9 protein-coding genes are annotated in these 16,180 nt (G+C 48.1%); 4 read left to right on the top strand and 5 right to left on the bottom strand.

Going from position 1 to position 16,180, the window contains the following annotated elements:
- Window positions 1–95 precede the first annotated feature (95 nt).
- From H6G00_RS34900 to H6G00_RS26880, 3 genes are all read right to left on the bottom strand, one after another.
- The gene (locus tag H6G00_RS34900; protein ID WP_199318723.1) at window positions 96–3,263 is read right to left on the bottom strand and encodes a pre-peptidase C-terminal domain-containing protein; all 3,168 of its coding nucleotides are present in this window, start codon (window positions 3,261–3,263) and stop codon (window positions 96–98) included.
- 970 nt (window positions 3,264–4,233) lie between these two features.
- A complete protein-coding gene (locus H6G00_RS26885; RefSeq protein ID WP_190799071.1) occupies window positions 4,234–4,926 on the bottom strand; it encodes a manganese catalase family protein in 693 nt (230 codons plus the stop codon).
- A gap of 393 nt (window positions 4,927–5,319) precedes the next feature.
- Complete coding sequence (locus H6G00_RS26880; protein ID WP_190799070.1) at window positions 5,320–6,183, bottom strand: lysophospholipid acyltransferase family protein; 864 nt, start codon at window positions 6,181–6,183, stop codon at window positions 5,320–5,322.
- A 225-nt stretch (window positions 6,184–6,408) separates the two neighbouring features.
- On the opposite strand from H6G00_RS26880, the gene guaD reads away from it, so the two are divergent.
- Window positions 6,409–7,767: a guanine deaminase gene (gene guaD, locus H6G00_RS26875; protein ID WP_190799069.1), complete on the top strand. Its 1,359-nt coding sequence runs from the start codon at window positions 6,409–6,411 to the stop codon at window positions 7,765–7,767.
- Between the two features lie 18 nt (window positions 7,768–7,785).
- Here the strand turns inward: guaD and H6G00_RS26870 are convergent, their stop codons facing one another.
- The gene (locus tag H6G00_RS26870; RefSeq protein WP_190799068.1) at window positions 7,786–9,435 is read right to left on the bottom strand and encodes a D-Ala-D-Ala carboxypeptidase family metallohydrolase; all 1,650 of its coding nucleotides are present in this window, start codon (window positions 9,433–9,435) and stop codon (window positions 7,786–7,788) included.
- Window positions 9,436–9,623: 188 nt separating this feature from the next.
- On the opposite strand from H6G00_RS26870, the gene H6G00_RS36825 reads away from it, so the two are divergent.
- From H6G00_RS36825 to hemL, 3 genes are all read left to right on the top strand, one after another.
- Complete coding sequence (locus H6G00_RS36825; protein WP_199318722.1) at window positions 9,624–9,761, top strand: helix-turn-helix domain-containing protein; 138 nt, start codon at window positions 9,624–9,626, stop codon at window positions 9,759–9,761.
- A gap of 150 nt (window positions 9,762–9,911) precedes the next feature.
- Window positions 9,912–10,286 carry a hypothetical protein gene (locus tag H6G00_RS26860; RefSeq protein ID WP_190799067.1) on the top strand — a complete coding sequence of 125 codons (375 nt, stop codon included), beginning with the start codon at window positions 9,912–9,914 and terminating at the stop codon, window positions 10,284–10,286.
- A 220-nt stretch (window positions 10,287–10,506) separates the two neighbouring features.
- Window positions 10,507–11,808 (top strand): glutamate-1-semialdehyde 2,1-aminomutase, encoded by a 1,302-nt coding sequence (hemL, locus tag H6G00_RS26855; protein WP_190799066.1) that lies wholly within the window; start codon window positions 10,507–10,509, stop codon window positions 11,806–11,808.
- Window positions 11,809–11,938: 130 nt separating this feature from the next.
- On the opposite strand, the gene H6G00_RS26850 is transcribed toward hemL, so the two are convergent.
- Window positions 11,939–14,986, bottom strand: coding sequence for a DUF4347 domain-containing protein (locus H6G00_RS26850; protein WP_190799065.1), 3,048 nt, complete (start codon window positions 14,984–14,986; stop codon window positions 11,939–11,941).
- Between the last annotated feature and the right edge of the window lie 1,194 nt (window positions 14,987–16,180).

The following is a 16,180-nucleotide window of genomic DNA, read 5'->3' as shown; positions in this document are numbered from 1 at the left end:
TCAACCGTTTATCTTTTTCTGTTCAATCCAACCCTGGTTAGACGTGTTTGAGATTCCTGGTTTACACTCTGGCTTTGTGAGATTAATCCAGTGCATTAACCAGTTCTCAGGATAGCTTCCTCATCCTGTGCCTCATCGATTTTCCTCCGCCTAGAGTGATGAAAGAGGGTTATAGGCATTGCGTGGAGTCGTTGAATAGACACCCACTCTAGGTCCCACAACATATTGCAATGCATTGTTATTGCCTGCTGGGTTAGAAAAACTGGCAGCTCGTCGATCAATATCAACCGCTCCAACGGCAAGCCCGTAATTAGCTGCATAACGGGCAGGAAAATCAGGTTGAGTGTCCCCTTGGCGGTTCTGTCGTTACCTGCTGCCATAACAAGAAACGCTCCTCGTTGGGTTGCATATTGCACTGCGGCTTCAAGCTCAGCATCAGGTGCATCTCCTGTAAGGCCTAAGTTAAGCACACGGGCACCATTATCAACGGCGTAGCGAATTCCAGCAGCGATCGTACTGTAGGGTCCGCCATTAGGGCCTAGCACTCTAACAGGCATAATTCGAGCATTGTAGGCTACTCCAGTTACGCCAAACGTATTGTTTTCGCCCGAAATGGTTCCAGCGACGTGCGTTCCATGTCCATACTCATCCGTTGGATTGTTATCACGACCAATAAAGTCCCACCCTCGAACATCATCAATGTAACCATTCCGATCATCGTCAATGCCGTTACCAGCAACTTCACCCGCATTAACCCACACGTTGTCGTTCAAGTCAGTATGACCGTAGTCAACTCCAGTATCAATCACAGCAACGACAACGTCTCCGCCCGTATAGCCCCGTGCCCACACTTCGAGGGCATTCACGAGATCATTGCCCCAATTATTTCCTCCCAAATTGGTGACATCGGAGAAGGGTGCTTGCCCAACTGCCCTAGCAACTGCTGCCGCAGCGTTAACTAGCCCATAACCATAGACCGGATTGAACACACTGGTCGTTGGTGTTCCAGAGAGAAGTAAATCATAGTTGGTATTGCTATTGTTGAAGGGATAGATTCGAACATAGTAAGTTCCTGCGTTGAGTTGCCGATCGATCAGTTCAGAGTTGCTTCCACTTAGCGTTGAGCTTTGGACCGCTCCACCAACACTGTTCAACAATTCCACATCAGCATCAGCCGCAAGTCCATTCAAAACCAGCCTAAAATTGCTGTTCTGTTCCAGGTTAAACCGGTAGTAATCATCTGTATCACTGGTGCCAACAAAATCTCGGAATAAACGACTGCTGTTTAAGGTGCTAAGGTTACGGGCACTTCCTAAAGTATTGCCTGCTCCATCGAGTTGAGTTGCTGCCGCCGCGACAAGCGACAAATTATAATTCGTGTTGCCGCTGTAGGGATACACTCTCAAATAGTACGTGCTGGCGTTTAAAGTGCGGTTAATGGATTCAGGCAGCGAACCTTCTGCATAAGAGCCTTGAATAATTTCGCCACTGCTGTCGAGCAACTGCACGTCGGCATCAACGCTCAATCTATTGAGGGTTAGTCTAAAATCGCTAGTCCGGTTCAAGCTAAAGCGGTAATAGTCATTGGTGTCAATTCTGCCAACAAAGTCTTGGAAAGAACGATTGCCGTTGAGAACACCCAGGTTACGAGCAGCAGCAAGACTGTTACCTGCGCCGTCTACAGGCGCTGCTGTGGCTGAAAGAGCCAGGCTGTAGTTAGTGTTGCCGCTATAGGGGTAAACCCGCACATAGTAAACACCTGTGTTTAACACACTTCTGATAGATTCAGAAGTTGCCCCACTCGCGGTTGAGCTTTGAATCACTCCACCGTTTCGATTAAGCAGTTGTACATCAGCATCAGCATTTAGCCCGTTTAAAGTCAGGCTAAAATTACTGTTTCGCGCCAGAGCAATACGATAGTAGTCATTTGAGTCGTTACTGCCGACAAAATCTCGAAAGGCGCGCCTCATATTAAGAATACCTGTGTTACGGGCAGTGCTCAACGTGTTACCTGCGCCATCAGGTGTTCTGACAACTGGAGTAGCCGAAAGAGACAGGTTGTAATTGGTATCACTACTGTTGTAAGGATAGACTCGCACATAATAGATTCCAGCATTCAAAGTCCGATTAATGGATTCAGCAGTTGAGCCACTTGCCGTTGAGCTTTGAATGAGTTCACCATTACTGTTCAATAATTCCACATCAGCATCGGCAGACAGACCATTGAGAGCCAATCTAAAAGTACTGGTGTTAGTAACGCTGAAGCAGTAATAGTCGTTTATATCAGCATTGCCGACAAAATCTTGAAAAGAGACGTTGCCTCTGAGTATGCCTATGTTTCGTGCGGTGCTGAGTGTGTTTCCAGCTCTGTCGAGACGATTGGCTGTCAAGCTCAAGGTGTAGTTGGTATCGCCGCTGTATGGATAGACCCGCACGTAATAAGTTCCGGCATCCAACTGACAGCTCATACTTTCCGCGTCCGAGCCAGCATTAGTTGAGCTTAGAATGAGTTCGCCATTGCTGTTGAGCAGTTGTACATCAGCATCAGAACTTAGTCCATTTAGGCTTAAACCAAAGTCACTGGTGTCACTGACATTGAACTGGTAGTAGTCATTCGCGTCGGCGCTACCGACAAAATCGTTGAACGTGCGAGTACCAACTAGCGTACCTAAATTTTGTGCCTCAGCCAGGGTGTTGTCTTGTTCGACGGCGATCGCTTCTCCGTCTAAAACAACCACCCCAAAATCATCTTCAGCCCGGATTCGCACCAGTTCAGAGCCACTAATCGAATCACCTAATACAACCTTCCTGAATAACTCACCTTCGTCTCCACGAGTATCTCTATCAGGATTCAACAGCGTATCAATGTGATGCCCAATTTCTTCAATTAAGACCCCTACACTGCCCATTAGGGAATCTAAATCCAGCAGGGATTTGGAAAGATAAATTTGCTGGCGATCGCTAGAATAAGCCCCTCTTGCACCATTCATTCCCTCATCGTCCAACACTTGATTTTGAGGCAAGTCAAACTGACCTAACGATCCTCTAGCAATCAAGGTTTGTGCTGCTTCAGGATGGGTAGTGTCAAACACGTTCTGTAGCCGTTCAAAAGCAGTAGGTGAAGCAAAAAACTGCTGCAACTGATGTTGAACATCTTTAAGAGCGAAGGAAGGAAAATTTGAGGTTTCCAAGCCATCTAAAGAAAATCCAGAAGCTAAGTCACGGGAAGAAAGGCTTAAGCTAGAGGCGATCGGAGTGTGCATCAGGGAAATCTCTCAGATGAAGCAAATGATTAGAAAGGAGGTTGTTTGGGCATTGCTGATCTGACATATGAATTTTGTAGGGGCAAGGCTTTTGTTGAAAGCTCTTGAGTTAGAACAGATTGACCTTTAGGACAAGTAGCAGTTCGGAGATTGCTTGTATCCCTGCTAACCGTAAACATTTGTCACTCCTCAGTAGAATTTGCACTCCAGGTACCTCAATAAATGAGAGGTTCGCGAACTATTGTTCAGAGTTATGCTTCAACCTTGAATCTTTGTTCTACTCCCTGTTTCAGGCCTTATATAAAAGCACATCAAACAGCACCCCGAACTAACCGAAACTCTTTGACACAAAAGTTCAGGGTTTCTAGTCAGGGATTAGGAATTATGTGATCGAGCAGAAAACAGGCAGCAGTTTGCTGTCGCAAGCTCAGCCACTATGTTTCTCCTGCTTAGCGCTTAGTGTAGGGGATTAAGCGATTTTTGTCAGTATATTTATTTAGGATCTTCTAGGAGATAATTTTTTTGTTACCCAGAAAAGTTTCGGAGCGCTGCTTTAAGTTTCCGTTCTGTTCAATTTGGGAGGGGCGATCGCCCTCTTCATAACTGTTTTAACTGAGTATTTCCCAAATTCAAAAAGCTATTTGAACTGATTCTCCTAAGAGGGTTACATCACCAGGCTATGTATCTCGTTCTCTAGTGATGTCGTCTCAAGCATTGTGTCGGCTCAACCTATACCACAACACAATTGTGGGTGAATGTGGGTAAAACTCTTATCTTTGAATCCTGGTTCGGTGCTTTGGTGGTACTCAGATAAGAAATAATCCTGAAAATAGCTCAAGGACGTAGCAAGTTCAAAAAAGCCGAGGCGACTCAAGGCTTCAATTGCTACGCCCCTATTGAGGTTAGTTTCTAGTCTCTAGCCAGCTTCTAGTATCTACAACGCTTACGTTAGTTGAATTCTGCGTTGAATCTAGGCTTTACTATGTGTAGCGGGGTCGGCAATGTACTCAAAGTTTTCATCAGAATTCCAGGGTCCACGCTCATCCTTCCCACCATTGGATGACAAATTGAAGTAAAGATCGACGGTTTCGTCGGGTTGGATATTGCCAAAGAATGGATCATCCAATTTGCCCAACGAGTCCAGTGCTTTCATGAACATCTTTGTGTGAGAAATTTCCCGCGTCAGCAGATGGACTAGTGTTTGTTTGGTTCCCTCATCCGTTGCTAGTTTGATTAGTTCTTCGTAAGTCTGACGGGCTCCGGCTTCTGCAGCAATGTTTGCTCTCAGATCACGAACAACGTCGCCGCCTTCATTCAAATAGCTTGCCGTCCACGCACTCCCCTGGCTGTCTAGAAAGTGAGGACCCGCACCCCGCACAGCAAACAGCGTACTCTTGAAAGCATCTGTTTGATCCACATTTTTGGTATGTCCTTCGATCAATTTGCCCACCATTTCAAGGTGACTAAATTCTTCGATCGCAATATCTTGCAGCATGTCACGTATACCTGCATTCTCAACATGGAATGACTGCACCCAATATTGTAATGCTGCAGATAATTCTCCAGTGGCTCCCCCAAACTGCTCTAATAAAAGCTGAGCATATCGAGGATTGGCTTCCTTGATATTAACGTCATGGATGAGGTCTTTTTTGTGAAAAAACATAATTTTCCCCTATGGACACATTTAGAGCTAAACCATTTTCAGCATGTTGCAAAACGACTTTTACTCGCTTTCCTACGATAGATTGATGCATCTGACAAATTCATGCTCCTACAGGTTGAGATAGGGCATCTAAAGATAGGGCCTTTCAAGTAGGACGCATGAGTTTGTCTCAAGCTATTGTGTAAATTGCCTTCTCAAGTTCTGCAATAGTCAACTCTCTTTTAGGCTATAAATTAGCTTGCAAGCTCAGTATTCTTTGTCCGAATGACTCAACACAGCAGCTTTTCTGAAGCCACGGGACTAATGCATAACCTTATGCAGAGAGGGAGTCACGGTAGAAATGCTCTAAAAACCTGTTCTGCGACAGTCGCTGCAATGATTGCTGTAATGATTTCAGGCTTGATCATCGCGTAGATTGCCACCTTGCTTGGCGATGAGGCTGTTGAGTTCTTGTTGCATCTGGTGCTGAACCTGCTCATAACAGGCATCAACATAGACGCGATCGCGGGCAGCATCTTTCCCATATCGTTCAAAGTAGATCGGTGCGCCAACCCGGGTTGCGATGGGTCGAGGATAGGGAACGTTGGGCAAGGGACCGATAGCAAGTCCCCAAGGTAGACCCAGGTAGATAGGGAAGACCTCAGGATCAATACCCAATAGCCAGGGCATACCCCGTGCGTGAAGTTTCTGCATGAAGGGATAGATATCAGCTAATACCAGCAGAGTATCGTGGGCACCCCAGGAGACAGCAGGAATGATCGGCAGGTGGCGCTGAAGTGCAATTTTAATAAAGCCTTTGCGATTCGCAAGATGAATTTGATTTCGTTGGCTAAACGGGCGAAAGACATCTTGAGCACCACCGGGATAAACCAGAATACTGGCGTTGCGCTCAAGGGCCGCTAGCGCCATTTTAGGATGAGCAGCGATCGCCCCACCCCGTTCTGCCAGAAAAGCTAGGGGAGGATAGACCACCCACACTTTAGGATGCATCAGACCATAGACCAGCCGATCGGTGCCGAAGCGCTTAAACCAGTCGTAGAGCATCATGAACATGTCAGGCGCAGCCATTCCGCCATTGTGGGAGCCAACAAACATCACCTGACCATCGGGCACCTGTTCCCAACCTTCGGTCTGAACATGAAAGTAATGTTCGTAGAACCAACCCCATAGAGGCTGAAAGGCTTGGATAAATTGAGGATTGCGATGATCTAATGACCAGCCCGGACGATGTGCTGTTGTGTGACCGTGACGCTTCATTTAATGGGTATTCTCAACCATACTTTAGACGAATGCATTGTATTACTAAAAGCCGCGTATAGCCTGTCACATCCGGAAAACCTTGTAATTTACTATACGAAAACCGTTGACTTCAACTATACCTTTGAGAAATACGAGATACAGAATGGTTCTAAGTGAGTTGAGTTTTAAAGTTGCTGTAACTTAAGTTTAAGTGGCAATTCATGAAACTTGTGATTAGTGATTATGATTACTCCAAGTCAATCTTCAGAGACGCTTAAAGCAATTCGCGGTTCTTTTCTAGACTTCATTGATGACCCGTTCTATGTCCCTGAATCAGAAAGTGTCCGCTACATTGCCGATGGGCTGCTCGTTCTAGAAAACGGCAGAGTCAAAGAATTTGGTGCGTATGATACCCTCAAACACAAGTACGCCGACCTAGATATCACATCCTACACCGGGCGACTGATCATGCCTGGGTTTATTGATACTCACATTCATTTTCCGCAAACGGAAATGATTGCTGCCTACGGTGAACAACTGCTGGAGTGGTTGCAACAATACACCTTCCCAACAGAGGGCAAGTTTAAAGATAGAAACTATGCTCAAAAAGTCGCGGCTTTTTTCCTAGATGAGCTGTTGAAGAACGGTACTACGACCGCACTGGTTTTCGCGGCAGTATTTCCCCAGTCTGCGGATGCTTTTTTTGAAGAAGCGAGTCGGCGCAACCTGCGAATGGTTGCAGGCAAAGTGATGATGGATCGGAATGCTCCAGATTTTCTCATGGATACTGCTTCCTCTTCTTATCAAGATAGCAAAGCATTAATTCAAAAATGGCACAAAAAAGGGCGACTTCTTTATGCGGTCACCCCCCGATTCGCCGTCACTTCCACCGATGCACAGTTGCAGATGGCGGGTAAACTACTGCAAGAGTTTCCAGATGTTTATTTGCATACTCACTTGTCAGAAAATGTAGATGAGGTAGAGCTTGTTGCTAAGCTGTTTCCTGAGAGTAAAGGTTACTTGGACGTCTATGATCAGGTAGGGTTAGTGGGTGAACGATCAGTCTTTGCTCACGGGGTGCAGCTAACTGATGCAGAGTTTGAACGCTTGTCAGAAATGGGGGCAGCGATCGCCTTTTGCCCTACTTCAAACCTGTTTTTAGGCAGTGGGTTATTTAAGCTATCCAAAGCAAAATCAGATCAACATCCCGTACATCTGGGTTTAGGAACAGACATCGGAGCCGGAACCAGTTTTTCTCTATTGGTGACTGCTCATGTTGCTTATAAAGTGGCACAACTTCAGCGACAGCGGTTGTCTCCCTTCAGGGCGATGTTTTTAGCTACATTGGGAGGGGCAAGAGCCTTGTATTTAGATGATAAGGTTGGCAACTTTGATTCAGGCAAAGAAGCAGACTTTGTGGTTTTGGATATGCGAGCAACTCCACTCATGGCGTTTCGCAATCCAGGCTCTACAGCAACATCACTTAAAGAGCTAGCTGACCAGCTATTTAGCCTGATCATGCTAGGAGACGATCGCGCCATTCAAGCTACTTATGTGATGGGTGAATTGGCTTATGAAAGGGAGAGCGATCGCCCCCACTAACTCTCCTCACGCAGCAGTCTAATGTTTCCATCGGGCCCGATAGCCACGCGCATCGATGTGACTCAGCTCTGGAAACTGTTGATAACGCCCCAACCCACCGGGCCACCAGGGATCTAGCGCCCAATAAAGCTGATTGCCACTCAGCCCATCACAGTAAAAGTCGATCGCATCTCCCACAATGTGCCTACTTTCTGAAGCCCCACCGACTCTACGATTCACTTCAGGTGAACGATACCAACTGGTGATGCGGAAAGGACGACCAATGCGATCGCGAGCCTGCTGTGCGAGTTGGGCAATTCTCACCATTGCATCAACCGTTGCCTGATTAGGCGGCATCCGCGTACCACCATGAGTCGCTTCTGCCCAGGTAAAGTTACCGTTGGGAATAATTGAGGTATACATGTGTCCGCGAATGTTGCTAGGAGTCCAGCGGCTAGGGCGAGATGGAGGAGGTGGCGGTTCAGGAATAGGCGGTGCATCTTGAGAATCGCGGCGGGCTTGCTCCATCCGCCGCAAATCTTCAAACAAAGATTGAATCGTTTTTTCCCGTGCATCCAGTCCGCGCCAAAGCTGCACCAGCCGTATTAGCGACTCTCTCTGTTCCTCCGTTTCCTGGTATGAGGTGGGAACGGATTTAACGAATTCCAACAGTTCTCGGTCAAGCTGACTGGCAGCATTAACCAATGTAGTGCGATCGGGGGTGCCAGAGGTTAGTACTTGTGGATTTAATCCTAGTGTGGTTAATACAGAAGCCCGTGAATCTAGTCCGCGCCAAAGGCGAAACATCTCAGTCAGGGCGTTTCGCTGTTCGCCTTTGCCCTGGTAAAACTTAGGAATTCGCTGTGCAAAGGCAATTAATGCCGGATCAACAATGTCTAGGTTTGTCTCACCAGTGGGATGGTTTTGAATGGTGGCGATCGCCTCTTCTCGCGAGTCTAACTGTCGCCAAAGCTGTGCCAGTCGCAACAATGCCTCTCGCTGATGCGGATAGCCAGAATAATTGGGTGAAACCTGCTGGATAAATTGCAGCAGAGCACGATCGAGGTTTGCTTCACTAGAATTAGATAGGTTAAAAGAGGCGATCGCGGCCTCTCGATTGTCCAGCTTGCGCCATAGCCGCACTGCTTCGAGCAATGCCTCACGCTGATAGGGCAAACTGGTGTAATAGCGAGTTAGCCTCTCAGTAAAGGTGAGTAAATTCGGATCAAGATCAGCTAAATTGTGCGGCAGTTGGTCTGCTCTATAGTCTACGGTCAGGTCTTCAATGTAGGCTTTGAGCAGCTTTTTGCTATCGCTCGACTCCAGTCGGGTAGCGGCAGTATCGTTAGCAGGCGGGGCATAGCCTTTGGCGATCGCCTCAACAAAGCGATCGGTGTAGCGTCCCTCATCCCGATCCCAGATTTCATCTCCCCTCCAAGCTTGAGCTGTAAGCCGATTCGTGATGCTGCGAACGGTGTTAGCAGCATACTGCACCTGTTCAGGAAAGGTATTGACCTGCTCGAGCGGAATCCGGTTTGCTGGCGAAATTCCTAATCCGGTTTCACCATCCGTCAGTCTAGGGCTGTCATGAACCTCATAAAGTGCCGCCAAAATCGGTTTGTGAATGCCAGTGCGGGCTGCTTCTAGCAAGTAGTAGTAATTGCGCTGGTCGGCGGTCAAGTCTGCCATAAATAACCCTACCCCTGTGCAAAATCGGTCTTCTCAGATTTTGCACTGTTTTAGCCATTGATGCGATGTGTGATCTGCATTATGCAACCGCTTCCACAGCATTGAGGAACGCCTTTGCCGTTGGTTATTAGCTGCACAAAACCAGAGCTAGACTTCAGAGATTTTATTAACACGAGATTCTGGCACAGATGATTGGCGTAGAGCAACCCTCTGTTAGCTTAGCCACTGGCACTTTGCAATCAGCAGGGTTAATTCGTGCCAACCGAGGTTGCATCACAATCCTTAATCGAGAAGGAATGGAAGATTCCGCCTGTGAGTGCTACTAAATCGGCAAGGAAGCCTTAGATCAGTATTTTGCAAAGGAAATTAAGCCTTAATCTGAGGGAGAACGATTGAGCCGCCTGCCGAGAAGTTACATTTAGGTATAGCACTTATAAAACATAAGACTTATTCGTCTCCTTCAAAACCTTGAGAAGATGACAAACCTATTAAAGAAACTGCGGGGCGGAGCGATCATGGGCATCGGATATATGCTGTCTCCGCTCTCCTGGTGGAATGATTTATTTTTCAATTTGCCGATCGCTTTAGTCTTTGGCTATGCAATCAGCTGGATTAAGCCAGACTGGTTTCTACCCGGCACCATTATTGGCTACTGGATTTCAAACGTTCTGGGAATCGTGATGATGCAGTTTGGCGCAGTAGATATGTTTGTGGATGGAGAGAAACAAGATCCTAAACGGGGACTGCTGATTGGGTTAGGAGGTTCTACCCTCTACACACTGATCGTCTCGATTCTGGTTTACTTTCACATTCTGCAAGTGCCTGATTTTTTGATGGACTTACATCCATAGTTAGCTGTAGTCCAAGAATACCAACCCGCAATCATCCCCAATCACCCCCAGTCAATTGATGACTGCTACATAGCTGCTATATATAAGAATTGCGACAGTTCAGCAAATCTAGATTTAGACGAAGCAATCATCCAGGTGAAACAATTCGTTGCACAATCAGTCCTAAATCGCCGCTGTCCCTTAGCCTAGAAATTAGAATCAGAGCCGAAAGGAGAAAGTTTTGGTTACCTCCACCAGTTTGAAAACCACCAAATCAGAAGAAATTTTTGCTGCTGCACAAAAGCTCATGCCCGGAGGGGTCAACTCTCCGGTGCGAGCATTTAAGTCTGTTGGCGGTCAGCCCATTGTGTTTGATCGCGTCAAAGGGGCGTATGCCTGGGATGTAGACGGCAACCAGTACATTGACTATATCGGTACGTGGGGCCCTGCAATTTGCGGTCATGCCCATCCCGAAGTTTTGCAAGCCCTCCACGAAGTGCTGGAAAAAGGCACTAGCTTCGGCGCACCCTGCTATCTGGAAAATGTCTTAGCCGAAATGGTGATCGATGCTGTTCCCAGCATTGAAATGGTACGGTTTGTTAACTCTGGCACCGAGGCTTGCATGGCTGTCCTGCGTCTGATGCGGGCTTATACCGGACGCGACAAGGTGATCAAGTTTGAAGGCTGCTACCACGGCCATGCCGACATGTTTTTGGTCAAAGCTGGGTCGGGTGTGGCAACGCTAGGATTGCCCGATTCCCCTGGTGTGCCTAAGTCCACCACAGCCAATACGCTAACAGCTCCGTTTAACGATTTGGAAGCTGTCAAAGCTCTATTTGCCGAAAATCCTGGTGAAATTTCAGGCGTGATTTTGGAACCCGTTGTCGGCAATGCAGGCTTCATTCCCCCGGATGCCGGATTTTTGGAAGGATTGCGAGAACTCACTCAAGAAAATGGCGCACTGCTCGTATTCGACGAGGTGATGACGGGTTTCCGAATTGCCTATGGCGGTGCCCAACAGCGATTTGGCGTAACCCCAGACTTGACCACCTTGGGCAAAATTATTGGGGGTGGGCTACCCGTAGGTGCCTATGGCGGTAAGCAAGAAATTATGTCAATGGTGGCTCCGGCGGGCCCGATGTATCAGGCAGGGACACTGTCTGGCAATCCTCTAGCGATGACGGCAGGAATTAAGACACTGCAACTGTTACAGCAACCAGGTAATTATGAGCGGCTTGACCAGATCACCAAGCAGCTAACCGATGGAATGCTGCAAGTTGCCCAAGAAACAGGGCATGTTGCCTGTGGTGGACAAATCAGCGGTATGTTCGGTTTCTTCTTTGCCGAAGGACCAGTGCATAACTATGAGGATGCCAAGAAGTCTGACTTGAACAAATTTGCCCGTTTCCATCGCGGCATGTTAGAGCATGGGGTATATCTGGCTCCGTCCCAATTTGAGGCAGGGTTTATGTCTCTGGCTCATACGGAGGCAGACATCGATCGCACTCTAGATGCTGCCCGTGAAGTGATGTCTAACCTCTAGATGTACTGTTAGTCACTAAGCTAGGAAAAGCTAGTCACTAAGTTAGGAAAAAAGGGAGCAGAGCTAAACTCTACTCCCTTTTTAGGTATGGGAAGCATACTCTATTGATGAAGTGTGCTTCTCATCATCTTTAGACAACGAAATCAGAAAAGGAGAGACTAGTAGTCGTTATGTTTTGCAGGGTAGCAAGGTACCTGAATTGCCCACCTGCACCAGTACTGTTATCCAGTTTGATCCTCAAAATCGTGTCAGAGCCACTTTGAGACAACGCTACATAGCTACGGTAGGCTGCTTCTCCCTCCAGGCTATAGCCTGGCTCTCGAAACACCCGACTCAGGTCAATCTTGTCGTCACCAATTGTGAAGTCAAGAATCGTATCGCCTCTGTCGTCGTAAGACGTGTAGAGGAATGAGTCTCTGCCTTCTTGCCCTAACAGTTCGTCAGCACCCGTGCCGCCAAATAGCACATCCCTACCTTCTGCGCCAATCAGCACATCGCGGCCGTCTCCACCGAGTATGACATCGTTACCTTCTGCACCTCTAAGGCGATCGTTACGGACTCCACCGTCAACCCGATCGTTGCCAGCGCCGCCGCTGATTCGGTCGTTGCCGGAGCGCCCCCTGATTACGTCATTACCTTCGCTCCCCCTCAAGCCATCATTGCCGTTACCCCCGTCAACGATGTCGTCACCTGTACCGCCGCTAATTCGGTCGCTTCCCTCTGCGCCTCTGATCGAGTCATTCGCGCTGCCGCCTCTAATTACGTCGTTGCCATCGTTTCCCTCAATATTGTCATTGTCTCCGCCGCCATAGATGAGGTCGTTGCCGCTCTCGCCGCGCAGCACATCGACTCCAAGCGTGCCGCGCAAGAAGTCTTCTCCACTGCCACCAAAAAGCAGGTCGTTGCCGTCTCCGCCAACAAGCAGGTCGTTGCCGTTGTCACCTCGCAGGCGATCGCTTCCATCACCCCCATTAATCTGGTCGTCGCAGCCCAACCCCCGGAGCCTGTCATTGCCTCCTAAACCAGAAATCGTGTCGCTATCATCACCGCCCTGCAATACATTGTTACCAATGTCTCCGGTAAGCGTGACTCCAGGTCCACAGCCAGGAGAGCCAGGAGGTATCCTATCGGTTGAGTTGAGCGTAACAGTAGCTGGGGTAATGCTACGCGCTCCGTCATCGTCGAGCGCAACATAGATGAAACTAGCACCTGTAAAGTCTTCGTTTGCCTGGAAGTAGAGTTGCCCCACCTGATCAGGTCGAATTCCCTGCCCTGCCTCAATCGCTCTGCCACCCGCGGCCGGGTTGCCCAGGAACAGCACGCCCTGGTCTGCCTCCGGTAATCTTGAGATGCGGTAGAAGGTAATTTCGCCATCGCTATCGGTGCCAGCCAACCCCCTAACCAACCGTAGTGTGCTTTCAGGCTCCACCTCAAACGTGCGGTTGGCAACAACAGGAGGACGGTTGGGGCCTTCACCGGGAGGCACAACTAAGTCAACAGTTCCAGGAGATTCACTCACTGCACCGTCATTGTCGGTCGCGTCATATGTAAAAGTAGCCCCTGAGAACTGATTGGTGGCTCGGAAGAAGAGTCGGCTAATTTGACGGGGAGCAATCCGTTGTCCAACCGTGACGGCTCGACCTCCAGCGCTTGGGTCGCCCAAAAACAAAGTGCCCTGAGCGCGCGGAGGAATCGTCCTAACGGTGTAGGAGGCGATCGTGCCGTCACGATCTCTTGCAATAACGCTGGTGATGGGAGTTACAGCGCCAAGTCTAGCCTCAATTGTTCGATTGGCTGCGACTGGAGATAGATTATCACCCGTAACGGTTTCGATCAGGAATGTGCGAATTTCGTGAATGTTGGTAGAGTCACCCGTCGAGCTAGCAAAACCAAACTTGAAGTTTTCAGGCAAGGGAGAACCATTCGCCTCCACCACATTAAACGAATCAATGACTAGTTCACCTGCATCATTGAAATCGTTATCTCCATTGAAATCCATCCGAACATCGATCAAGCCACCCGGGTCTAGCTCAATGTTGACTCTGCGTCGTGCATCCTCCCGATTAGTTGCGTTAGGGGTATCAATTCGCCCAGGTAGATTAGAGTTGCCAGTGAGGTACTCATAGTTATTAGCTTCGCTACCCCGAATCGCGACTGTATTTCTGCGACGACCGGGTCCGCCAACGCGCCCTTCGGTACCCGAAGAAAAATTACCAAATTCGTCAAATCCAATTCCGACATAGCCTCCCTCTAGCCCCGGTACATTGATGGGAGTGTTTCTTTGGGCATATCCAAGAGATCCGCCAAAACCACCCGCAACGGTCGGAGATGTTTGTCCGTCGATTAAGAAGAAACTGATGCCATCTGCACCTGTCCCTCCATAAGAGAACAAATCAAAGGTGATAGAAAGACCCGCATTCGAGGGAATTGCCTCATTGTAGATGGCAAAGGTTGCCTGATCGGTTCGAGCACCTGTTAACCGTAAAGCACCTTGACCTGGGGCATCAATGGGATTTGCAGTACCCGGAAGCCCACCTGTCGATGGGGCTACAGTGCCTCTGGCAGTCAGGAAAGGGTCAGCAGAGGTGGTAACTCCTCTTCCAAACAGCCATGGACGATTACTGACGTCGGTACCTGTAAAGTCTTCACGAAACAGAAGTGCCAGGGTTGAGTCGTAGCTCTCTAAAATTGCCTGGTCGAGCTTCAGGGAGGTCTCGATTTGACCGACGGCTGTTTCCAAATCCCAATCGCCGCCCAAAGCCGTGTTGCCAGTCAGGTCAGTAGAGGCAGCAATATCAGCATCCGTAAGCGTCGCGAATTGCTGAATAAACGAATTGCCTGTGTCGCCTGCTGCAACGTTACAACCGTAGAGTAAAACGTCAGCCGTCTCGGTTAGCGAACTTGACCAGCTTTGAATTTGAGCGGTGTACTGATTCAGGGTTTCTAAACTGAGCTGAGTAGAACCGAGCTGCAACTGTCCGGCACCGCCGTGAGAGAGGATCTGCACGCTTTCTACGCCGCTACGACCAGCCAGAACTGCAGTAATTTGACTGACACCATCCTGAGTGGCATCAAGCACAACAACTTCTGTACCCGGAGAAGCGCTGCTGACTAAGCTCTGGTAGTCATCAACGGTTGAATCAACGAAAACTACGGTGGATGCGGTTGGAGATGTCATGGTAAAAACCTTTGCAAAAAATCGAACCGGAACGAAAAGCAAGGGGCAGCAGACAGATGAATTCTGCTGGTGTCCTCCTGCAATGGAACGTTAAAAAATCCAGCCTGCAATGCAACACGTCAAGCCCAGTGTTTTTGGTATTATTTTATACGTGCAAATTGGGGCAAGGGGCCGCTTAAAGAAAACTTCACGACATTCTTACAGTAGTTTCCGAGGGTAGGGGCACGGAACATGCTGAAGTTGCCTTCTGTAATCTAAGTGAAATTACTTGAGCTTGAGTTTTCTTTAATCATAAAACGGGTATAGGAGCAGACCCACTGGCAACTTTCCTGTGTTGAAAGCCTGAGGTAGATTAAATCGAGAAGTTGCCCCTCATCAAAAAATCACTGGACTTTAGCGATCGCCCGACTGCAGACGAATCAGTTCGAGATGCACCCTAAAACTTGGATTTCAACAGTTTAGAACTCGATTCACAAACTCCTTTGTAAAGGATGCTATTCCAAGATTTGGAGGTTTTTAGGAAAACGAGTAACCACTATACTACGCGTGGACTTTAATCTGTAGAGCCGACAGTTATATTTTTTTGACGCTAATTCAGTAACCTCTAAGAATTGAAGCAACCTTGAGGCAAAGTTGCGATCGCTCTAACTTAACCTAGATTCAGAGTTTTCTTGAGTTTTTAGAATGAGGCAATGACAGAATTCTTGTTTAACACGAACCTCTACGGAAGTTGCCTTGGAAAAACTAATACAACCTCGCACTTTAAACGTTGTTTGAAAGTGATCAGGAACACAGTAAGGCGGTAATCCTAACAGAATCCGTAAAAATCAGGAGAATCCGCAAATACCCGGGAACTTGCTGGCGATCGCCCTTCATTTGCTGCGAACGCTACAAAGCATATCTCGCTGCTGCTGCTAGGATTAGTGCTAGCCAAACACTAGGACTGTAAGTTCAGCCAGCGATTAGCCCGACGGACGCCCGATCAAGGCGTAAATCTAAGCAGTCGGCGGTTGAACTCCAGGTCAAATAAGGCTAGATTTGTTTTGACAGTTAGTTAACTTTTATAACCAAATTCTCATAACTGAGACATACTAGTTCTTATACCGTTTCCAAGGGGACCTGCTTTCTTTAGAGCGTGCCTCGCGCACTCTAACAGATGCTGCCTTGAGGGGAATGGGTATTAGAACTCAGATT

The sequence above is a fragment of the Leptolyngbya sp. FACHB-541 genome, assembly GCF_014695875.1.
Lineage (GTDB): Bacteria > Cyanobacteriota > Cyanobacteriia > Elainellales > Elainellaceae > JAAUTN01.
The sequence above is the reverse complement of the archived record's forward strand: the minus strand, read 5'-3'. Positions and strand labels throughout refer to the sequence as shown.